Annotated in this window: 21 protein-coding genes; 9 read left to right on the top strand and 12 right to left on the bottom strand. The window is 49.0% G+C overall.

Features of this window, described 5'->3' with window-relative positions:
* Positions 1 to 3: 3 nt before the first annotated feature.
* From B2Q61_RS15350 to metK, 12 genes are all read right to left on the bottom strand, one after another.
* On the bottom strand, positions 4 to 1,242 hold the full coding sequence (locus B2Q61_RS15350; protein WP_290617339.1) for an ABC transporter permease: 1,239 nt from the start codon (positions 1,240 to 1,242) through the stop codon (positions 4 to 6).
* The gene (locus B2Q61_RS15345) at positions 1,235 to 1,945 is read right to left on the bottom strand and encodes an ABC transporter ATP-binding protein (RefSeq protein ID WP_290617336.1); all 711 of its coding nucleotides are present in this window, start codon (positions 1,943 to 1,945) and stop codon (positions 1,235 to 1,237) included. Before B2Q61_RS15345 ends, B2Q61_RS15350 begins: the two co-directional genes overlap by 8 nt.
* Before the next feature lies 1 nt (position 1,946).
* Positions 1,947 to 3,119, bottom strand: coding sequence for an efflux RND transporter periplasmic adaptor subunit (locus B2Q61_RS15340; RefSeq protein WP_290617334.1), 1,173 nt, complete (start codon positions 3,117 to 3,119; stop codon positions 1,947 to 1,949).
* A 22-nt stretch (positions 3,120 to 3,141) separates the two neighbouring features.
* On the bottom strand, positions 3,142 to 3,837 hold the full coding sequence (locus tag B2Q61_RS15335) for a YIP1 family protein (protein ID WP_290617332.1): 696 nt from the start codon (positions 3,835 to 3,837) through the stop codon (positions 3,142 to 3,144).
* Positions 3,838 to 3,865: 28 nt separating this feature from the next.
* Positions 3,866 to 4,102, bottom strand: coding sequence for a superinfection immunity protein (locus tag B2Q61_RS15330; RefSeq protein WP_290617331.1), 237 nt, complete (start codon positions 4,100 to 4,102; stop codon positions 3,866 to 3,868).
* A gap of 174 nt (positions 4,103 to 4,276) precedes the next feature.
* A complete protein-coding gene (locus B2Q61_RS15325) occupies positions 4,277 to 4,573 on the bottom strand; it encodes a DUF1653 domain-containing protein (RefSeq protein WP_290617329.1) in 297 nt (98 codons plus the stop codon).
* Positions 4,557 to 4,976 carry a Holliday junction resolvase RuvX gene (gene ruvX, locus B2Q61_RS15320; RefSeq protein ID WP_290617327.1) on the bottom strand — a complete coding sequence of 140 codons (420 nt, stop codon included), beginning with the start codon at positions 4,974 to 4,976 and terminating at the stop codon, positions 4,557 to 4,559. The genes B2Q61_RS15325 and ruvX overlap by 17 nt, the downstream gene beginning before the upstream one ends.
* Positions 4,976 to 5,533 carry a YqgE/AlgH family protein gene (locus tag B2Q61_RS15315; protein WP_290617325.1) on the bottom strand — a complete coding sequence of 186 codons (558 nt, stop codon included), beginning with the start codon at positions 5,531 to 5,533 and terminating at the stop codon, positions 4,976 to 4,978. Before B2Q61_RS15315 ends, ruvX begins: the two co-directional genes overlap by 1 nt.
* 42 nt (positions 5,534 to 5,575) lie before the next feature.
* On the bottom strand, positions 5,576 to 6,532 hold the full coding sequence (gene gshB, locus B2Q61_RS15310) for a glutathione synthase (protein ID WP_290617323.1): 957 nt from the start codon (positions 6,530 to 6,532) through the stop codon (positions 5,576 to 5,578).
* 7 nt (positions 6,533 to 6,539) lie between these two features.
* Positions 6,540 to 7,268 (bottom strand): 16S rRNA (uracil(1498)-N(3))-methyltransferase, encoded by a 729-nt coding sequence (rsmE, locus tag B2Q61_RS15305; protein WP_290617322.1) that lies wholly within the window; start codon positions 7,266 to 7,268, stop codon positions 6,540 to 6,542.
* Positions 7,269 to 7,377: 109 nt separating this feature from the next.
* Positions 7,378 to 8,970, bottom strand: a complete 1,593-nt coding sequence (locus tag B2Q61_RS15300; protein ID WP_290617320.1) for an AbgT family transporter — start codon at positions 8,968 to 8,970, stop codon at positions 7,378 to 7,380.
* Between the two features lie 244 nt (positions 8,971 to 9,214).
* The gene (metK, locus tag B2Q61_RS15295) at positions 9,215 to 10,363 is read right to left on the bottom strand and encodes a methionine adenosyltransferase (RefSeq protein ID WP_290617318.1); all 1,149 of its coding nucleotides are present in this window, start codon (positions 10,361 to 10,363) and stop codon (positions 9,215 to 9,217) included.
* A gap of 330 nt (positions 10,364 to 10,693) precedes the next feature.
* Here metK and tkt point away from each other — a divergent pair, with 330 nt between their 5' ends.
* The 9 genes from tkt (at position 10,694) to B2Q61_RS15250 (ending at position 20,099) form a co-directional block, all read left to right on the top strand.
* On the top strand, positions 10,694 to 12,694 hold the full coding sequence (tkt, locus tag B2Q61_RS15290) for a transketolase (RefSeq protein ID WP_290617316.1): 2,001 nt from the start codon (positions 10,694 to 10,696) through the stop codon (positions 12,692 to 12,694).
* Positions 12,695 to 12,751: 57 nt separating this feature from the next.
* Positions 12,752 to 13,765: an erythrose-4-phosphate dehydrogenase gene (gene epd, locus B2Q61_RS15285; RefSeq protein WP_290617314.1), complete on the top strand. Its 1,014-nt coding sequence runs from the start codon at positions 12,752 to 12,754 to the stop codon at positions 13,763 to 13,765.
* Positions 13,766 to 13,781: 16 nt separating this feature from the next.
* Positions 13,782 to 14,966, top strand: coding sequence for a phosphoglycerate kinase (locus B2Q61_RS15280; RefSeq protein WP_290617312.1), 1,185 nt, complete (start codon positions 13,782 to 13,784; stop codon positions 14,964 to 14,966).
* 101 nt (positions 14,967 to 15,067) lie between these two features.
* Positions 15,068 to 16,132 (top strand): class II fructose-bisphosphate aldolase, encoded by a 1,065-nt coding sequence (fba, locus tag B2Q61_RS15275; RefSeq protein WP_290617310.1) that lies wholly within the window; start codon positions 15,068 to 15,070, stop codon positions 16,130 to 16,132.
* A gap of 262 nt (positions 16,133 to 16,394) precedes the next feature.
* Positions 16,395 to 17,165, top strand: a complete 771-nt coding sequence (locus tag B2Q61_RS15270) for a DUF3450 domain-containing protein (protein WP_290617308.1) — start codon at positions 16,395 to 16,397, stop codon at positions 17,163 to 17,165.
* Between the two features lie 6 nt (positions 17,166 to 17,171).
* Positions 17,172 to 18,539: a MotA/TolQ/ExbB proton channel family protein gene (locus B2Q61_RS15265; protein WP_290617306.1), complete on the top strand. Its 1,368-nt coding sequence runs from the start codon at positions 17,172 to 17,174 to the stop codon at positions 18,537 to 18,539.
* Entirely contained in the window at positions 18,539 to 19,066 is a 528-nt protein-coding gene (locus tag B2Q61_RS15260; protein ID WP_290617304.1) for a MotA/TolQ/ExbB proton channel family protein, read from the top strand. The genes B2Q61_RS15265 and B2Q61_RS15260 overlap by 1 nt, the downstream gene beginning before the upstream one ends.
* Positions 19,067 to 19,077: 11 nt before the next feature.
* Positions 19,078 to 19,482, top strand: a complete 405-nt coding sequence (locus B2Q61_RS15255) for an ExbD/TolR family protein (RefSeq protein ID WP_097111182.1) — start codon at positions 19,078 to 19,080, stop codon at positions 19,480 to 19,482.
* Positions 19,483 to 19,484: 2 nt separating this feature from the next.
* Positions 19,485 to 20,099, top strand: a complete 615-nt coding sequence (locus tag B2Q61_RS15250; protein ID WP_290617301.1) for an energy transducer TonB — start codon at positions 19,485 to 19,487, stop codon at positions 20,097 to 20,099.

Here is a 20,099-nt window from a genome sequence, read left to right as displayed (position 1 = left end):
GGGCTATTCATAACGTAGGGCATCAATCGGGTTTAAGCGGGAGGCTTTAATAGCCGGTGCCAGACCAAATACCACGCCAATCAGAGTAGTGAAGCCGATGGCCAGTAACACCGCCCACAATGGTACCAGTGCTTCAGGCATGGCCGGCATCATCAGGCCTATAAAGCTGGCGACGCCAGCGCCGAGCGCCAGGCCAATAATGCCACCAAACAGCGATAGCACCAGCGCCTCTACCAGAAACTGAATGAGAATAAACTGTGGTGTGGCGCCCAGGGCTTTAACGATACCAATTTCACGGGTTCGCTCGGTAACGGATACCAGCATAATATTCATTACGCCAATGCCGCCGACCAGTAAGCTGATACTTACCACACCGCCAGCAACCAGGGTAATGGTGCTGGTAATCGTATTAAACTGCTCTATCATTCGCTCAGCACTGACAAATTCAAATGGATCAGGTTCATCCGCTGCTAATTTATAGTGCTGGCGCAGTACGGCACGCATTTGTTGCTGAATTTGTTTGGCATCGGCGCCGGGCGCTGGCCGAAACATAACATCAATATTGCGCGCCGCCCGTTCGCCACTGAGCGAGCGAATGGTGCTGAACGGCGCAATAATATAATTGTCCTGATCAAAACCAAACATACTGCCACGGGTTTCGGCTACGCCAATGATCCGAAACCAGTCACCGGATAGATTAATAAACTCGCCGACCGGGTTAGCGGGTAAATCAAGCTGTTTAATTAACGACGAACCGACAAAGGCAACGCGACGGCGGCGATCATCATCGCTGCCTGACAAAAACCGGCCTGATTCCGGATATACCCTAACCACATTCTGATAACTGCTGTCGGTGCCGATAATTTGTGATTGCGCGGTGTTGCGGCCATATTGCACCTGCGAGCCCATGCTAAATGCCTGCATGCTGGCGGTCATATCTTCAACATTGCTTATCCGGCTTTTTAACAGCAGAAAATCATCGTAGTGCAAGCGGTTCTGAATGCCGAGCATTTGCTGATTGGTTGGCGTGTAAGCCCGCAGTGTGATCATATCGCTGCCTAAATCATCCAGCTGGCTGGTGATGCTGTGGCTAAGCCCCTGCATAATGGCGACCACGGTGATTACCGCCGCCACGCCGATAATAATACCCAGCGTGGTAAGGGCGCTGCGCAGGCCATGGGCACGAATTGAGGCGAAGGCGGCTTTTGTTCCTTCAAAACCAGCATGTAATAATTTAAGCATTGTCCATTATTCCCTGTGGGTTTCGAAAATCCTGTTCCACTTCGCCGTCAACCAGCCGGATAACCCGTTGGCAGTGATCGGCAATATCCTGTTCGTGGGTCACCAGAATGATGGTATGGCCCTCGCGATGCAGCTGGTCAAACAATGCCATAATGTCTTTGCTGGTTTTGCTGTCCAGGTTACCGGTGGGCTCATCGCCCAACAGAATTCGTGGCTTGGTAACCAGAGCCCGGGCAATAGCAACGCGCTGACGTTGTCCGCCGGATAACTGGTTAGGCAAATGTCTGGTTTTGTCGCTCAGGCCCACCCGGCGTAAAGCCTCTAATGCCAGGGTTTTACGCTCACTGTTTGCCATTAAGCGGTAAATGAGCGGTTGCATAACATTGGCCAGCACGGTGGCCCGGGGTAGCAGATTAAAACTTTGAAAAATAAAGCCGACAGCCTCATTACGAAGCTCAGCCAGCTCTGTTTCATTCATGGTTGAGACATCGCGTCCAGCCAGCTGATAATGACCAGCACTGGGCGTATCTAAGCAACCAAGAATATTCATCAGGGTTGACTTACCAGAGCCGGACGGCCCTATAATGGCGACGTAATCGTTTTCGGTAATGGCTAAATCAACCTGTTTTAACGCGTAAAACGTTTCATCAGCCATCTGATAACTTTTACTGACCCGGGCAAGCTGAATAACTGCATCGCTCATTTCAGTTTTCCTGCCGCTCAGTGTTCAGGCGTCGGCCTTCAGTCAGCCCCAGCATGGTGCGGGCAGGGCCCACGATGACCTCATCGCCTACCTGCAGGCCGCTGATAATCTCCTGCGCAATATCAGTTGCCATACCCAGGGTTACGGTTTGTTTTGTTGCTAAATCGCCGTCAACTTTCCAGACAAAATAGTCTTCTTTTTGGTGGTCATTTTGTTGTGTGCTTTGCTGAATTGCCGCAATGGGAACCTGCAGGCTTTGTTGCTTTTGCGATAAAATAATTTCAGCACGACAACTCATGCCTGGGTACAGGGCAATATCTTCAGGTTGCAGTAATACCTTAACCCGGAATGACAGGCTCTGGCTCTGATTCATGTAACGTGCCGACGTCGCAATTTGGATAACCTCACCGTTAATGGCCTGATGTGGGTAGGCCGCAGCGTAAATTTCAGCTTGCTGCCCCAGGTGCACATTAGCAATATCGGCTTCGTCTACCCGCAGTTCTGCCAGAATGGCACTGGGATCGGCCAGGGTCATCAGCGGGCTGCCAATGATGTTGGTGCTGCCTGCGATTACGGTTTCACCCGGTTTAATATCAACGGTTGAAAGCAAGCCAGCAATGGGCGCCCGGTACACAGTTTTGCTTAAGTTATCTTCTGCCATCGCTAACGTTGCCTGACCTTGTTGCAAGGCTGCTTCAGCGGCCCGAACATTAATATGGGCAATATCGAGCTGGCTTTGCAGACTGTCGATGGTTTCCTGTTGAATCAGGCCATTGCTGTAAAGCTGCTGCTGGCGGCTGAATTGTCGTTGCAAATCAGTCAGCTGTGCTTTAGCCCGGGCAATATCAATTTGCTGGCTTTGTACCATAGCGCGGGTGCGGTTAACGTCGGCAGCAAAAGCGGTGTCGTCCAGGCGCATTAGCACCTGGCCTTTTTCGACCACATCACCTTCTGCCACCAGGACTTCCAGCACCCGGCCGGTCACTTCTGAGCGGATCTGAATTTGAGTGTTAAATTCCAGATTACCAGAGGCCAGAATACTGTCGGCCAGGGCGCCCTCGCTTACCAGCGCCGTGGTAACGCTGGTGGTTTGCTGCTGTTTACGGTATTGACTGAGCGCGATTAAGCCGCCCAGTGCCACGACGATAACCAGCAATATCAGAACTTTTTTCATGGGTTAAATCCGTTTAGCCGTGTTAGATAAAAGCAGCCCACAGACTATAAATAACGACCAGTGGCAGAAAACCCAGCAAGGCGCTTTTCACCGTGCTGTAACCACTCCAGCAATGCAGGCCAACAGCAAATAAACCACTGATCCACAAAAATATTAAGTTGAAGTTTTCGGCCCAGGCATACCAGGCCTGACCAGGCTCCAGCCCCAGCACTAATTGGTTTAGCGACAAGTAGTTAGCTGTGGTTAACGGCAGGTTCGGATCACTACTGATTAATACCAGAACAATTAATCCGAGCATATTGATAACCCCGGGCATATTGCTCCAAATAGTCAGAGCGAACCAGTCACCGTAGGGGCGCTTTTGGCCAGGGTTACCCACCAGCATCAGATATAGCGCCATAATAGCAAACAGAATGGGGGTCATGACCAACACAGCACCAACCGAAATAATACCGGTTTTGTCGGCCATCTGGCCCATTACCGCACGGTTTTGTTCAATTTCTGCCGGTGTCAGGTTGTGGGCGGTTTGGGCAATTTGCTGCTCGACAATCCACTCCGGGCTCATACCAGAATAAAAGTACCAGATGCCAATAGCATTAATGGCAAGAATGATTAATAACGGCAACCAGCTCCAGCCTTTTTTGTCGGGTAATGCGTTAAAAACCTGTTTGGGGGCGACATAGATATCGACCAGCGCCTGACTGACATTCTTACTCATAAGTGCTCTCCATTTTCTTCGTTATAATTTATTTTTTGGTTCTTAGTTTGCCGCTGAATGCCACACCGATCAGTCCAAACCAGGCAATCACTGACAAGCCGGCCGGGATGTTAGCCAGTGCTATTTTGCCCAGATGCCGGCGATTACAAAACATTGCAATCAACGTCGGGATAAAATAGATAACTAAAAACAATGGTACAAACCACAGTAAAAAGCCGGTACTGCTTTGCTCATATAGGTGCAGCCACTCTGACGGTTCAAACATAACATGCTCCTGCGTATTCATTAATAAGTTAAATGTAACGACATTTTGCCAAGCTGTAGCAAGCCGGGTAGATACTAAAACTAATTTGCCGTAAGCAGGTTAAAAATATGATAAGCGGTTAAACGCGGTGATTTTCGGTCAGGGACAATACTTTTCTCGCTTGGGGAGAGCATTTCAGGCGGGTGGCTGGTTGCCAATATACTGAAAACGCGCCAGCTCTTCACCGGCAATGATAACGTTTTCTGCGAACATGCTGGCGGGACGGGCCCATAAGCTTTTATCGCCATACAGTGGCCGGTAAATGACCAGCCATTCTTCGGTTTCGCTATGGCGGGCAAGGTCAATCACCTGATAGTAAGCCCCTTTATAATGCTGATAATAGCCAATAGCAATGTTTGGTTCAGGACTGTTAGCTCGTTCAGATTTTTTGGCTTTCTTAAGGCTGTTTAGCTGCTCAGGGTTGTTGTTCATACCAACCTTCAAAAATAATTTGGGCCGACACACTATCTACTTTGTCTTTCGCCAGTTTGCGAAAACCACCTTCAGCAAATAACCGGCTGCGGGCATCTGCGGTTGACAGGCGTTCATCATGGAAGGCAACCGCTAAGCCGAACCTGCCATGCAGACGATTGGCAAATTTGCGGGTGCGAACAGTAAACTCCTGCTCGCTGCCGTCCATGTTCAGCGGCAAGCCAACCAGCAATAATTGTGGTTGCCAGTCGTTAATCAGTTTTGCTATCTGATCCCAGTTGGGGATGCCGTCTTGCGCTTTAAGGGCATTAAGTAAGGTGGCGCTGCCGGTAAGCTCATTGCCTACCGCCACGCCGATACTCTTGGTGCCGTAATCAAAACTCAGTACGGTTCTGCTGCTCATTATGCGTGGCCGGCCTCTGTGGTTAATTGCCAGGGCTTAATGCCCATTTTAGCCGTGGCAGACTGCCATTTTTCAGTATGGCTTAAATCAAAAATAATCGTATTATCAGCAGGGATCACCAGCCAGCTGTTGTCACCAATTTCCTGCTCAAGCTGACCTGCCGTCCAACCGGCATAACCCAGAGCCAGCAAAAACTTGTCTGGCGCCGCCTCAGTGGTTAAATCCATTAAGATGTCTTTAGATGTCGTGACCATCAGGCCGTTGTTCAGCTCTAAACTACTGTGATAACCACTTTTCGGGCTGTGCAGCACGAAGCCGCGGTCACTCTGCACCGGGCCACCAGCGCAAACGGCACTGCGGGCAACCGCACTGTCGCCGTCAAACTCGATTTCTAACTGTTGCAATAACTCAGCTACGGTAACATTCAGCGGATGGTTAATAACAATGCCCATCGCGCCCTCTGCAGAATGTTCACAAATATAAGTAACACTGCGCTTAAACATCGGATCGTCCAGTGCAGGCATAGCAATAAGAAAATGATTCTGGAAATCTTGCATAACAACCTCACTTTTTAAGTTACAGCTTTGTGGTTACAGCATTCAGGTGACGGCCAGGCGTTGTTCGATGGCATCGAATAACATACCGGTAATGCTTACCGGATAAGCCGCCTCGATTTCGCGAATACAGGTGGGGCTGGTGACATTGATCTCTGTAAGCTTATCACCTATTACGTCTAACCCCACAAAAATGAGTCCTTTTTCTTTCAATACCGGCCCAAGCGCCCGGGCAATCGCCCAATCTGAATCGGTCAGGGGCCTGGCTTCCCCTCTGCCACCTGCCGCCAGATTGCCGCGGGTTTCGCCACTGGCCGGAATACGGGCCAGGCAATAGGGTACCGGCTCGCCGTCGACCACTAAGATCCGTTTATCACCTTCGCTTATTTTAGCAATATACTGTTGGGCCATCGCATAACGGCTGCCATGCTCGGTCAGGGTTTCTATTATTACGCTGACATTGGCATCACCGGGCTTTAAGCGGAATATCGATGCACCGCCCATGCCGTCCAGTGGCTTAAGAATGACATCCTGCTCCGCCTGATAAAATGCCTTCAGCCTTGCCGCATCACGGCTAACCAGAGTTTTTGGAGTGAACTGGCTGAACCAGGCAGTATAGAGTTTTTCGTTGGCATCGCGCAGGCTTTGTGGCTTGTTAACGATTAAGCTGCCGGCTTGCTCTGCCCGCTCTAATATATAGGTAGCGTAAATATACTCAGTATCAAATGGCGGGTCTTTGCGCATTAAAATAACGTTAAGATCAGCCAGGGCCATGTCTTGCTGCTTATTAAATTGATACCAGCTTTGGGTATCCTCGCGCAACGTCAGCGTTTTGGTGGTAGCACGTGCTTCGCCTTCCAATAAATATAAGTCGGCCATTTCTATGTAGTGAATTTCATAGCCACGGTGCTGTGCTTCAAGCAGCATAGCAAAAGTGGAGTCTTTTTTGATATTGATCTGGCTGATGGGGTCCATTACAACCCCCAATTTAATTGCTGTCATAGAAGCCTCAGGCGAGATCGCCAAATTGCAGTTGTAAAGCACTTATTGCCGTCAGTGCTGCGGTTTCCGTGCGTAACACTCTTGGGCCAAGCTGGATGCCGGTAAAGCCGGCCTGGCTGGTAGCGCTAACTTCACTGTCGGTAAAGCCGCCTTCCGGACCAATTACCAACCGGATATCCTGACTGGCGCTTAAGGTTTTAATGGTGGCGCTGGCCCGCGGATCCAAGGTCAGCTGCAATGAATTTGTTGCTTGTAACAACCACAAGTCTAACTGAATGGCCGGATTAACCTGTGGTACCACACTGCGACCACTTTGCTCGCAGGCGCTAATGGCAATTTTTTGCCATTGCTCATTTCGTTTTGCTAGTCTGTCGCCGTCAAGTTTTACCCCGCAACGCTCGGTAAACAGTGGGGTGATTTCAGTTACCCCCAACTCCACCGCTTTTTGGATAGCAAAATCCATTCTGTCGCCACGTGAAATGGCCTGGCCTAAATGAATACGCAGTGGTGACTCTACCGGGTTTGGCTGAGCCTGGCTAATGATTACCATTAGCTGTTTTTTGCTGACATCAGCGATTGTCGCGGCGTAGTTAATGCCGTCGCCATTAAACAATTGTAATGCCTGCCCTGGCTGCATCCGCAGCACCCGGCCCACATGATTGGCGGCTTCTTCGTCAAGTTGCAATGGCTTATTTACCGTAAGAGCCTGTGGCGTATAAATACGTGGAATACGCATATTTCATTTTCCGGGGAATAAAGTGGTTAATGGTAGCAGGGATAACGTATTTTCAGAATAAAAAACCGCTGCAATGGCAGCGGTTTTAGTATAACGATTACTGCAGCTATTACTGGCCGGTAGCCGGGAAAGTGTAGCTTGCGCCAATACCCAGTGGTAAATCCAGTGCCCAGAAACCAAGCAGGAAGCAGGTCCAGAGAATAAGCATGGCAATTGAGTAAGGTAGCATTAGCGCAATTAAGGTACCAATACCGGTAGATTTGACATATTTCTGACAAAACACCACGACCAACGGAAAGTAGGGCAGCAGTGGAGTAATAATATTGGTAGAAGAATCGCCTACCCGGTAAGCCGCCTGAGTTAAATCAGGTGATACGCCAAGCTCCATCAGCATCGGTACCATAACGGCACCAATTAGTGCCCATTTGGCCGAAGCGGAGCCGACCACTAAATTGACAAATCCGGATAAAAATACAATGCCAATCAGGGTAAAGCCCATCGGGAACGCCATTTCCTGTAACCAGTTAGCGCCTTTTATCGCGAGTAACGCGCCAAGGTTTGACTGACCAAAAGCATAAATAAACTGAGCACAGAAAAATGCCATAACGATATAATAGCCCATACCGCTCATCGCTTTGCTCATGCCTTTGATGATTTCGCGATGGTTATTGGCCGTGCCGGAAACATAGCCATAAACGATACCCGGGATCAGGAAGAAGATGAAAATGATACTGACGATAGATTGCATTAATGGCGCGGCAAACACCAGCAGATTACTTTGACCCTCAGCAAGCTCTGTACCTGCCGGGGCACGCCAGGCAGAGGTTTCAGGTAAGGTAGATAATACAAGCACGACAATACTTAACAGCATAGATAAACTGGCCCAGCGTAAACCTTTACGCTCGTTCGGCTTAAGGTCGTCCATCTTCGGCATATCAGCCGGATCACCATCAACTGGCGTTGACTTTAGTCTGGGCTCAATAAATTTGTCTGTTAATACCCAGCCAATCAGCACGACTAACACGGTAGAAGCCGTGGTGAAATAGTAATTGTTCATCGGACTGATAAACATTTCGGCGGCTGCCGGATCGGCGGATAAACGCGCTGAAACCTGAGTAAGACCCGACAGTAACGGATCCAGGCTTGATGGCAGTACCGTAGCCGAGAAGCCACCTGACACGCCAACAAAGGCTGCTGCAATACCTGCCAGTGGATGGCGGCCTGCTGCATAAAAAATTACCGCGCCCAGCGGGATAACCAACACATAACCCGCATCTACCGCCATATGGCTGACCACACCTACAAACACTAACACTGGTGTCAACAGCATTTTGGGGGTGAGACTGAGAATAGAACGCAGACCGGCATTAATAAAACCGGTATATTCTGCAACCCCCAGGCCAAGCATAGCAACCAGTACTACGCCCAGCGGCGGGAAAGTCACGAAGGTATTGACCATTTTGGACATAAAGGTAGCCAGTGAATCGGCTTGCAGCAGGTTATTAACTAAAATTGCTTCGCCGGTACGGGGATCAACCTCGTTAAATGACACGCCGGACAGCAGCCAGGAGGCGACCCATACCACAACCATCAATATTCCGAATAATACCGCCGGATCGGGTAGTTTATTACCGACAACTTCAATACCGTTTAGCGCACGGTTCAGCCAACCGGTTTTTACGGCAGCAGTTTGCTCAGACATAATATTTCCTTTGACCTTATTATCTTTCTTATCTTTTTATTTGTTAGCTGCTATCGCTTGCAGCTTAACCCTGGAAGGTAAAACGCCTTTATCATACACAAAACACCAGTATTGGTAAGTGAAAAATAAGCCGAATCGCCAATAAAAACAGAAAAGGAGAGCCGAAGCTCTCCTTTTACCTGCCGTGTTGGCACATGCTCATGAGCACACACTTCACGCTATAGGGTACACTTACAAGCTACCCTTACTTTGCATACTGGCGCAGTAAATCGGCTTTGTCGGTTTGCTCCCACGGGAACTCGCTGCGGCCAAAGTGGCCGTAAGCCGCGGTAGCGCCGTAAATTGGCCGCTCCAGATCCAGCATGGCAATCAGGCCATGCGGGCGCAGGTCGAAGTGCTCACGCACCAACTTGATGAGCTGCTCTTCAGACAGCTTGCTGGTACCAAAGGTTTCCAGGCTGATAGACGTAGGCTCGGCAACACCAATGGCATAAGATACCTGCAGTTCGCAGCGGTCAGCCAGGCCGGCGGCCACGATATTTTTAGCAACATAGCGAGCGGCATAAGCGGCAGAGCGGTCTACTTTAGATGGGTCTTTACCAGAGAAAGCACCACCCCCATGGCGGGCCATACCGCCGTAGGTATCAACGATAATTTTACGACCGGTCAGGCCGCAGTCGCCCATTGGGCCGCCAATCACAAAACGGCCGGTTGGGTTAATAAAATATTTGGTGTTGCTGGTTAACCATTCAGCAGGCAGTACCGGCTTGATAATGGTTTCCATAACGGCTTCACGTAAGTTCTCGGTGCTGATGGTGTCACAGTGCTGGGTAGATAACACCACTGCATCGATACCCACCGGCTTACCATCTTCATAAATAAAGCTTAATTGTGACTTGGCATCCGGCCGTAACCAGGGCAGGGTACCGTCTTTGCGAACCTGAGCCTGGCGCTGCATTAAGCGGTGCGCATAGGTAACCGGGGCTGGCATTAAAACGTCTGTCTCGTTACTGGCGTAACCAAACATTAACCCCTGATCACCTGCACCTTGCTCGCGCGGGTCGGTTTTATCGACACCCTGGTTGATGTCAGGTGATTGTTTACCAATGGCATTGAGCACCGCGCAGGAATCGGCGTCAAAACCCATGTCAGAATGGGTGTAACCAATTTCACGAACGGTTTTACGGGTTAGTTCTTCAATATCAACCCAGGCCGTGGTGGTAATTTCGCCACCTACCAGTACCATGCCTGTTTTAACAAAGGTTTCGCAGGCGACACGGGCTTTCGGGTCTTGTTCTAAAATTGCATCTAATACTGCATCGGAGATTTGATCGGCGATTTTGTCCGGATGTCCTTCAGATACCGACTCAGAAGTAAAAATATGTTGTGCCATCTGTTGTATTCCACCAAAGTTGGTTAATTCATCACGCTGGGGCCGCAATACTGTTTAATCAGCATTGCTAGATAGGGCTAAGAACACAGCCTTATTATCACCACCAGAAAAATAGCCGCTTATTTTAGTAAAACAGGCCGGTCTTGGCTAGTAATATTTGACGCCCAGACGTCTTTAATGCCAAAGTTTACGGTAAAGTTAACAGCGCGATCACTTGCGACAGGAAAATATTGGTTGCTAAGGATTATCATTTGCCATCTGGACAACAGTAAGTGAAAATAAGGCCCAAGTTTTATGTCGTCCCCATTAAAGCCACTAGCAGGAGCTACAATGCCATCTCGTAAACAACTCGCCAATGCCATCCGTGCCTTAAGTATGGATGCAGTTCAAAAAGCAAAATCAGGCCACCCTGGCGCGCCTATGGGCATGGCAGATATTGCTGAAGTACTTTGGCGGGATTACCTGAAGCATAATCCGGCTAATCCGGCATGGGCAGACCGGGATCGGTTCATTTTATCTAATGGCCATGGTTCGATGCTACTGTACTCTTTGTTGCATCTTAGTGGTTATGATTTAACCATTGACGATTTAAAGCAATTTCGGCAGTTGCATTCCAGAACCCCAGGCCACCCCGAATATGGTTATGCGCCGGGTGTCGAAACCACTACCGGCCCGTTGGGCCAGGGCCTTACTAATGCAGTAGGCATGGCCCTGGCTGAAAAAGCATTAGCGGCTCAGTTTAATCAGCCGGATTTTGCGGTGGTTGATCACCACACCTATGTATTTTTAGGTGATGGCTGTTTGATGGAAGGTATTTCTCATGAGGCCTGTTCTATTGCCGGCACCTTGGGCCTGAATAAACTGATTGCCTTTTGGGATGACAACGGCATTTCAATTGATGGTCACGTTGAGGGTTGGTTTACCGATGACACGCCGGCCCGTTTTGCAGCCTATGGCTGGCACGTTATTGCTAATGTAGATGGCCATAACAGTGACGCCGTAAACACGGCAATTGCTCAAGCGCAGGCTCAGACAGACAAACCCACCCTTATTTGCTGTAAAACGGTAATTGGCTATGGCTCGCCGAATAAAGGCGGCAGTCATGACAGCCATGGTGCACCGTTAGGGGAAGATGAAATTGTTGCGTCGCGCAACTTTCTGCAGTGGCCACATGCCGCCTTTGACATACCCGAAGATATTTACGCCCTGTGGAACGCCAACGAAAAAGGTGCTGCGGCAGAAAAACAATGGAATAGCTTGTTTGCCGCTTATCAGCAGGCGCATCCTCAGTTAGCTGCCGAGTTTAAACGTCGCACCGCGGGCGAATTGCCCGCTAACTGGGCAGAACAATCGCAAGCCTATATTGAAAAGCTGCAAGCTAACCCCGCTACTATTGCCAGTCGTAAAGCATCACAAAACGCCTTAAATGCGTTTGGCCCGTTGTTGCCGGAAATGATGGGCGGCTCGGCGGATTTAGCCGGTTCTAACCTGACCATCTGGCAGGGTTCAAAACCACTGACTGCAGAAGACGCCAGCGGCAACTATATATACTATGGTGTACGTGAGTTTGGCATGTCGGCGATGATGAATGGCATTGCCTTGCACGGTGGCTTTGTACCTTACGGCGCGACCTTTTTAATGTTTATGGAATACGCCCGCAATGCGGTACGGATGGCTGCACTAATGAAGCAGCGGGTAATCTTTGTTTATACTCACGACTCAATTGGTTTGGGCGAAGATGGCCCAACCCACCAGCCGGTAGAGCAACTGATCAGTTTGCGTGCCACCCCAAATCTGATGAACTGGCGCCCCTGTGACCAGGTAGAATCAGCAGTAGCCTGGCAGGCTGCAATTGAGCGCACTGACGGGCCGACGACCTTGATTTTCAGCCGGCAGAACCTGGTGCAACAACCGCGTGATGCGGCAACAGTAAATAATATTAAACGCGGTGGCTATGTGTTGCTGGACAGCGAGCAACGCCCGGAGCTGGTTATTATTGCCACCGGTTCAGAGGTTGAGCTGGCAGTGCAAGCGGCCAAAACCCTGAACGGCCAGGGCAGGCAGATACGGGTGGTATCTATGCCATCGACCGATGTGTTTGACGCCCAGGATGCGGCTTATCGTGAAGCGGTATTACCGGCAGCGGTAACCAAACGCATTGCGGTAGAAGCTGGCATTGTCGACAGCTGGTACAAATATGTGGGTTTAGCAGGGGATGTGATCGGTATGACCAGCTTTGGAGAGTCCGCGCCAGCCGAGCAGCTGTTTAAGCATTTTGGTATTACCGTCGATGCGATAGTGGATGCCGCAACCAACCAGCTTAACGGTTAACCGTTAGCATTAATTCAACTCCGGGGCCGCTTTGCGGTCCCACTTTTATGTGGTGATATGGCAATTAAACTGGCAATTAATGGCTTCGGCCGGATTGGCCGCAATATTTTGCGGGCTATTTATGAAAATGGTTGGCAACAGCAGCTACAAGTTGTTGCTATTAACGAACTGGCCGATGCTAAAGGCGTAGCGCACCTGCTAAAATACGATACATCGCACGGCCGTTTCGGCAGTAAAGTGGAATCTTTTGAAGGTGGTATTCGGGTCGCTGGCGACAAGATTAACTTATATAGTAAAGCCGATCCGCTGGAATTGCCCTGGACAGAACTTAACGTTGATATTGTGCTGGAATGCACCGGAGTATTTCATAGCCGGGAGCACGCCAGCTGGCATTTGACGGCCGGGGCGAAAAAAGTGCTGTTTTCTCATCCGGCAGATACCGATATTGATGCCACTATTATTTATGGCATTAACCAGCATTTGCTACGCCAGGAAATGACGGTTGTTTCGGCTGGTTCCTGCACCACCAACTGTATCGTTCCGGTTATTCAAGTGCTGGATCAGCATTTTGGGGTGGAAAGCGGTACAATAACGACTATTCACGCATCGATGCATGACCAGCAGGTAATTGATGCATATCATCCCGATTTACGCCGTACCCGGGCGGCCAGTCAATCTATTATTCCGGTTGATACAAAACTGGCACTTGGCATTGAGCGCATTTTGCCAAAATTTGCCGGCCGCTTTGAAGCAATTGCCGTGCGGGTGCCTACGGTCAACGTTACGGCAATGGACTTAAGCGTTACCTTGCATCAGGATGTGAGTATCGCCAGAGTAAATTCGGCACTGCAACAAGCCGGTTTGGCCAGCCTTGCTGGCATTCTCGATTATACTGAAGAACCATTAGTGTCAGTTGATTTTAATCATAACCCGCATTCCTGCATTGTTGATGGCTCCCAGACCCGGGTTAGCCATAAACGCCTGGTTAAATGCCTGGTATGGTGTGATAACGAATGGGGCTTTGCCAACAGGATGCTTGATACAGCGCGAGCTATGCTGCAAAAAATTTAAAGACAAGGAGCGAAATATGAGCGTTATTCGGATGAGCGATCTGGATTTAGCTGGAAAGCGGGTTTTAATTCGGGAAGATTTAAATGTGCCGGTAAAAGACGGTAAAGTAACCTCTGATGCCCGCTTAAAAGCAGCCATTCCTACGTTAAAACTGGCTCTTGATCAAGGTGCCCGGGTGATGGTGATGTCGCATTTAGGTCGGCCGGAAGAAGGTACATTTACGAAAGAAGCGTCGTTGCAGCCGGTAGTGGATTATCTGGCTGAAGCGTTGCAGGTTCCGGTCAAATTGGCCAGTGACTATTTGCAGGGAGTGGAGGCAAACACGGCTGAAGTGGTGGTGTTTGAAAATGTCCGCTTTAACATAGGTGAAGCCAAAAACGATGACCAGCTTGCAAAGCAGCTGGCTGCATTGTGTGATGTATTTGTGATGGATGCCTTTGGCACGGCTCACCGGGCGCAAGCCTCTACTCATGGCGTGGCCAAATTTGCACCCGTGGCTTGTGCCGGTCCGTTGCTGGTGGCAGAGCTAGATGCCCTAGGGGCGGCGTTAAAGAACCCGAAACGGCCTTTGGTAGCCATCGTTGGTGGTTCAAAAGTTTCTACCAAACTGACGGTGCTGGAGTCCTTGTCAGGGCTGGTTGATCAACTTATTGTTGGTGGCGGTATCGCGAATACCTTTATTGCCGCCGAGGGCAATAATGTTGGTAAATCATTGTATGAACCCGATTTGATTCCCGAAGCAAAGCGGCTAATCGAGCAAGCTAAAGCCCGCGGTGCCATCATACCGGTACCAACCGATGTGGTGGTAGGTCAGGAGTTTAGCGAGCAAACGGCAGCCAGTTTAAAGCTGGCGTCTGATGTCGCCAGTACCGAAATGATTTTTGATGTTGGCCCGGCTACCATCGGCCAGTTAACTGATATTCTTAAAAAAGCCGGCACTATTGTCTGGAACGGCCCGGTAGGCGTATTTGAATTTGAGCAGTTTGCGGCCGGAACCAAAGCCGTGGCTGAAGCGATTGCCAGCAGTGACGCATTTTCAATTGCCGGTGGCGGTGATACGCTGGCCGCTATTGATAAATATGGCATTGCTGATGATGTGTCTTATATTTCTACCGGCGGAGGCGCATTTTTAGAGTTTTTAGAAGGCAAAACCTTACCGGCAGTCGCTATACTGGAGCAACGCGCCAGCGAAAAGCATTAAATGTAATCTCATGAAGAATTCATAATAAAATAAGCACGACATTTTACCTACATAACACGATGTTATTACGAACTGTACTTTAGTATAAAAGAGAGGCTTTCATGGCACTGATATCATTACGGCAAATGCTCGATCACGCCGCCGAAGTAGGCTACGGCATTCCGGCATTTAATGTAAACAACCTGGAACAAATGCGCGCCATTATGCTGGCCGCGGATAAAACGGACAGCCCGGTGATTGTGCAAGCTTCTGCTGGCGCACGTAAATATGCAGGAGCCCCGTTTTTACGGCACCTGATCCTGGCAGCGGTGGAGGAGTTTCCGCATGTACCGGTGGTAATGCATCAGGATCATGGCACCTCACTGGCGGTGTGCCAGCGTTCCATTCAGCTGGGGTTTTCGTCAGTGATGATGGATGGTTCATTGGGTGAAGATGGTAAGACACCGATGGATTATGCCTACAATGTAAATGTTACGCGCAAGGTTGTGGAAATAGCGCACGCTTGTGGTGTATCAGTTGAAGGTGAGTTAGGTTGCCTTGGCTCACTGGAAACCGGTGAGGCCGGAGAGGAAGATGGTATTGGGGCGGATTGCGTATTAACCCATGACCAGATGCTGACGGATCCGGAAGAAGCGGCTCAGTTTGTACGCGAAACACAGGTAGATGCGTTGGCAATTGCCTGCGGCACATCGCACGGAGCCTATAAATTCAGCCGGCCACCTACAGATGATATTCTGGCAATTGATCGGATTAAAGCTATCCATCAACGGATCCCGGATACCCATCTGGTTATGCATGGTTCATCATCAGTGCCGCAAGACTGGCTGGAAGTGATAAACGAGTATGGTGGAAAAATCCCGGAAACTTATGGTGTTCCTGTAGCTCAAATACAGCAGGGTATTAAGTTTGGCGTGCGTAAAATTAATATTGATACTGACTTAAGATTAGCCTCTACCGGCGCGATTCGCCGCTACCTGGCGCAGCATCCGGCGGAGTTTGATCCACGGAAGTATTTGCAGGCTTCGGTAAAAGCCATGGCAGATATTTGTATTGCGCGCTATGAAGCCTTCGGATGTGCCGGAAATGGTAGCAAAATTAAAGCATTGTCACTTGATGCTATGGTCGACCTCTATACCGCAGGTAAATTGACACCGAATATAAAATAAGCAATAAATTTAATGTTTCATTAAATTTTCAGAAAGACCGATTTAATGGCACATAAAATGGGTGAGAAACCGTCCGGATCATCGTGGTAAACGTTAGGTTCAGGCAGCTGCATGCTGTTGACAACCTGCGTTTTAACTGCAATGATGCGGACGGTTTACCCTCTAACCGAGGGCTTATTGTATCTGAATTTTGTAACTGAATTTCAGCATAAGCTCTTACACTAATCAGGTTACGTTAATCAGCAATAATTGGTTGGGAACTATGTTTAACAAAAAAATTCAAAAGAGTCTTGTTGCCTCAGCGTTAGCTGGCAGCTTAGCTTTTGCCGGCTCAGCCGCTGCAACAGACTTAAAAGATCTTCACCAGGCTAACAGCCAGATCCAACGTGCTGCTTTGCAGTCTCAGGAAAAAATAAACACGATATACGAGCAAACTCAGGAACTATTGGGTGAGTATCGTGTGGTTGTGGTGCAAACCGAAAATTTAAAAGTTTACAACGACTTTTTGCAAACGCTGGTTAACGACCAACAGCGCCAGATCAACTCTCTGCAACGTCAGATGGATGATCTCGAGAACACCAACAAAGGCACTGTACCGCTGATGTTCCGGATGATTGATGCGTTAGAACAGTTTGTTAACGCCGATATTCCGCTGCGTACTGAACGCCGTCTGGAGCGCGTAGAAAAACTACGTGAGTTGATGGAGCGTTCTGACGTACAACGTTCAGAGCAATACCGTCAGATCCTGGAAGCTTACAGCATCGAAATGGGCTACGGCTCTGAAATGGCAGCTTTCCAGGGTACTCTGAATTTTGAAGGCCAGGATATTACTGTTGATTATTTAAGTGTTGGCCGCCTCGCTTTAGCAGCGCAGTCTTTAGACGGCAACGCAGCCTGGGCTTACAACAAAGAAACAAAAAGCTGGGAAAAGCTACCTGATTCATACATGAATTCAATCACTAACCTTATCAAGATGTCGCGTCGTGAAGCGACCCCTGATATGGACCGTGTACCACTTTTCGCAGCGGAGTAAGAATAAATGAGAAAGGCTATTAAAACTTTAGTTGTTGCTGCTGCCGTCACTTTATCGGCATCTGTAGCATTTAACGCTGCGGCAAATACTGCTCAGCTTGACCAGCTTTTAGAGCAGATCAAAAAAGAGCGGGCTGTTGAAGGCCGGATGAACCAGGAACGCGAGCGTGCGTTTTTGGCTGAGCGTGCTGATAAGCAAGCCTTATTGAATACAGCGAAAAAGCAGTTTGCTGATGAAGAAGCACGCGGTAAGCGTCTTGCTAAAGCGTATTCAGAGAATGACATCTTAATCGCCCAGAAAATCCAGGAGCTGGAAAGTGCTCAGGGTACTATGGGTGAGGTATTTGGTGTTGTTCGTCAAGCGGCTAACCAGACCATTGGTGTTATTACCAGTTCTCTGATCAGCGCCCAGTATCCTGGTCGTGAAGAGCCATTGCGCGCTATCGCTGCAGCAACTGAGCTACCAACACTGAACCAGATGGAAGATCTGTGGGTTGCTATGCTGACTGAAATGACTGAATCAGCAAAAATCGCTAAGTTTGATGCTGAAGTGGTTAAATTAGATGGCGGCAGTTCAACTGAGCGGGTTACCCGGTTCGGTTCTTTCCACCTGACAACTGACGACGAGTATTTAATTCGTAACGTTGATACTGACCAGATCCAACCTCTGGGCCGTCAGCCACAGTCTAAAATTCATAACTCTGTTGCTGAATATCATAATACTGCAGAAGGTGAGTTAGCCGGTTTGTATGTTGACCCGACTAAAGGCAACAGCTTACTGCGTTTGAACCAGCAACGTAGCACACTGATGGAATACTACCACCAGGGTGGCACTGTTGGTTACCTGATCACAGTATTGCTGTTCATCGGCTTACTGATCGCACTTGAGCGCTTCCTGGTATTAACCATGGTAGGTGGCAAAATGCGTTCACAGCTGAAAAACCTGGCTAACCCTTCAGACAGCAACCCACTGGGCCGTATTCTGAATGTATATCACCAGAACCGCTCTGCTGATGTTGAAAACCTTGAACTGAAACTGGATGAAGCAATTCTTCGTGAAACACCAAGCATTGACCGTGGTATTGGTTTAATTAAGTTATTTGCTGCAGTAGCGCCGTTGATGGGTCTGTTAGGTACCGTTATCGGTATGATCCTGACATTCCAGCAAATTACCCTGTACGGAACCGGTGACCCGAAACTGATGGCAGGTTCAATCTCTCTGGCGTTGGTAACCACCGCTCTGGGTCTGATTGCTGCTTTACCTTTATTGTTTGTACACAGCATTGTACAAGCCAAAGCGAAATCTATCTTACACGTGTTAGATGAGCAAAGCGCAGGTATTGTTGCTGCTCATGCGGAGAAGGAGAACGCCTAATGATGACCCAGCTAGTAGGGCTGTGGGAATCGGTACAGGATTTTATTCATACCGGTGGCAACGTACTTTACGTTGTTGCCGTGGTTCTCTTCATCATGTGGTTTTTGATGTTAGAGCGCTACTGGTACGTGTCGGCAATATTTCCTAAGATTAAAAAGGATATTATTACCCGATGGGATGCCAGAGCAGATACCACTTCCTGGTATGCCCATAAAATCCGTGATACTTGGATTTCTGAAGCGACAAATGACCTTGATCAGCGGATGTTACTGATTAAAACTTTGGTTGCAATGTGTCCATTGGTTGGTTTACTTGGCACAGTAACCGGCATGATAGCAGTGTTCGATATTATGGCGACCCAAGGTACAGGTAACCCCCGTACCATGGCAGCCGGAATCTCGATGGCAACAATTCCGACAATGGCGGGTATGGTTGCAGCGTTATCAGGATTGTTTTTCAGTTCGCGGCTGGAAGTGAAAGTGAAACGGGAAAAAGCAGATCTCGTTGACAGCTTACCGCATCATTAAGAGAGAATTTTATGGCACGTAAACGTATTCGTGAAGACGAGGAAGCGGCAATCGACATCACGCCGATGATGGATATCGTTTTCATTATGTTGATATTCTTCATCGTTACTACTTCTTTCGTCAAAGAAGCCGGTATTGATGTAAACAAGCCGGAAGCAACCCAGGCCCAGCAGAAGCCGTCAGCTACTATCTTTATCGCGATTCGTGAGAATGGTGAAGTATGGATGGACAAGCGGATGGTAGATATTGAGCGGGTTTCTGCCAACATTGAGCGTTTAAGAGCTGAGTCACCGACAGATACTATTATTCTGCAGGCTGATGTAGGCGCTAAGCACGGTGTGGTAATGGAAGTAATGGATCAGGTTAAAGCTGCTGATCAGTCGCTTATAATTACCATTGCCGGGGAGAAAAACTAGTTATGATGCGTTTCCTAACATCGTTAATTATCGGTGCAGTGGTAACGTTTCTGTTGTTTCTGATCATGGCGCTGTTGATTCAAAACAGCGACAAACGTCGGGCGCCTGAGCAAGAGCGTATTGTTGTTGAAATCAACACTACGCCGCCTGATTCAGATACACAGGTGCGGCGGCCTCCACCGCCACCACCACCACCGCCACCGGCTGAGCCGCCAAAAACGCCACAGCCAGAGCCTGAGCAGACTAATACCGCAGGTGCGGTTGGATTTAATATGCCGGGTATGGATTTAGGCGCGACGGTTGGCTTAAATAACCCTGGTTCATTGTTACGTGATGGCGATGCGACCCCGATAGTACGGATTGAACCTCGTTATCCGGTTCAGGCCGCCCGTGACGGTTTGCAAGGCTGGGTTCGGTTAAGTTTTACTATTATGGAAGATGGCAGTGTTGATAACGTAGAAGTTATCGAAGCAGAACCGCGTCGGGTTTTTGACCGCGAAGCGATTCGGGCACTACGCCGTTGGAAGTACAGTCCGAAAGTTGTTGACGGTAAACCAATGCAACAGCCAGGTCAGCAGGTACAGCTAGACTTTACCCTTGACATGGCGGGAGGTTAA

This window comes from Arsukibacterium sp. UBA5043, assembly GCA_002415085.1.
In the GTDB taxonomy this organism is placed as follows: Bacteria; Pseudomonadota; Gammaproteobacteria; order Enterobacterales; family Alteromonadaceae; genus Alishewanella.
The sequence above is the reverse complement of the archived record's forward strand: the minus strand, read 5'-3'. Positions and strand labels throughout refer to the sequence as shown.

Excerpts from the sequence above, each read along its gene's own strand:
- B2Q61_RS15280 (WP_290617312.1), top strand. The coding sequence starts at position 13,782 with ATGAGCGTTATTCGGATGAGCGATCTGGATTTAGCTGGAAAGCGGGTT.
- metK (WP_290617318.1), bottom strand. The coding sequence starts at position 10,363 with ATGGCACAACATATTTTTACTTCTGAGTCGGTATCTGAAGGACATCCG.
- epd (WP_290617314.1), top strand. The coding sequence starts at position 12,752 with ATGGCAATTAAACTGGCAATTAATGGCTTCGGCCGGATTGGCCGCAAT.
- B2Q61_RS15350 (WP_290617339.1), bottom strand. The coding sequence starts at position 1,242 with ATGCTTAAATTATTACATGCTGGTTTTGAAGGAACAAAAGCCGCCTTC.
- B2Q61_RS15260 (WP_290617304.1), top strand. The coding sequence starts at position 18,539 with ATGATGACCCAGCTAGTAGGGCTGTGGGAATCGGTACAGGATTTTATT.
- B2Q61_RS15255 (WP_097111182.1), top strand. The coding sequence starts at position 19,078 with ATGGCACGTAAACGTATTCGTGAAGACGAGGAAGCGGCAATCGACATC.
- rsmE (WP_290617322.1), bottom strand. The coding sequence starts at position 7,268 with ATGCGTATTCCACGTATTTATACGCCACAGGCTCTTACGGTAAATAAG.
- B2Q61_RS15330 (WP_290617331.1), bottom strand. The coding sequence starts at position 4,102 with ATGTTTGAACCGTCAGAGTGGCTGCACCTATATGAGCAAAGCAGTACC.
- B2Q61_RS15340 (WP_290617334.1), bottom strand. The coding sequence starts at position 3,119 with ATGAAAAAAGTTCTGATATTGCTGGTTATCGTCGTGGCACTGGGCGGC.
- B2Q61_RS15270 (WP_290617308.1), top strand. The coding sequence starts at position 16,395 with ATGTTTAACAAAAAAATTCAAAAGAGTCTTGTTGCCTCAGCGTTAGCT.
- B2Q61_RS15250 (WP_290617301.1), top strand. The coding sequence starts at position 19,485 with ATGATGCGTTTCCTAACATCGTTAATTATCGGTGCAGTGGTAACGTTT.
- tkt (WP_290617316.1), top strand. The coding sequence starts at position 10,694 with ATGCCATCTCGTAAACAACTCGCCAATGCCATCCGTGCCTTAAGTATG.
- B2Q61_RS15300 (WP_290617320.1), bottom strand. The coding sequence starts at position 8,970 with ATGTCTGAGCAAACTGCTGCCGTAAAAACCGGTTGGCTGAACCGTGCG.
- B2Q61_RS15265 (WP_290617306.1), top strand. The coding sequence starts at position 17,172 with ATGAGAAAGGCTATTAAAACTTTAGTTGTTGCTGCTGCCGTCACTTTA.
- B2Q61_RS15345 (WP_290617336.1), bottom strand. The coding sequence starts at position 1,945 with ATGAGCGATGCAGTTATTCAGCTTGCCCGGGTCAGTAAAAGTTATCAG.
- fba (WP_290617310.1), top strand. The coding sequence starts at position 15,068 with ATGGCACTGATATCATTACGGCAAATGCTCGATCACGCCGCCGAAGTA.
- gshB (WP_290617323.1), bottom strand. The coding sequence starts at position 6,532 with ATGACAGCAATTAAATTGGGGGTTGTAATGGACCCCATCAGCCAGATC.
- B2Q61_RS15325 (WP_290617329.1), bottom strand. The coding sequence starts at position 4,573 with ATGAACAACAACCCTGAGCAGCTAAACAGCCTTAAGAAAGCCAAAAAA.
- B2Q61_RS15335 (WP_290617332.1), bottom strand. The coding sequence starts at position 3,837 with ATGAGTAAGAATGTCAGTCAGGCGCTGGTCGATATCTATGTCGCCCCC.
- ruvX (WP_290617327.1), bottom strand. The coding sequence starts at position 4,976 with ATGAGCAGCAGAACCGTACTGAGTTTTGATTACGGCACCAAGAGTATC.
- B2Q61_RS15315 (WP_290617325.1), bottom strand. The coding sequence starts at position 5,533 with ATGCAAGATTTCCAGAATCATTTTCTTATTGCTATGCCTGCACTGGAC.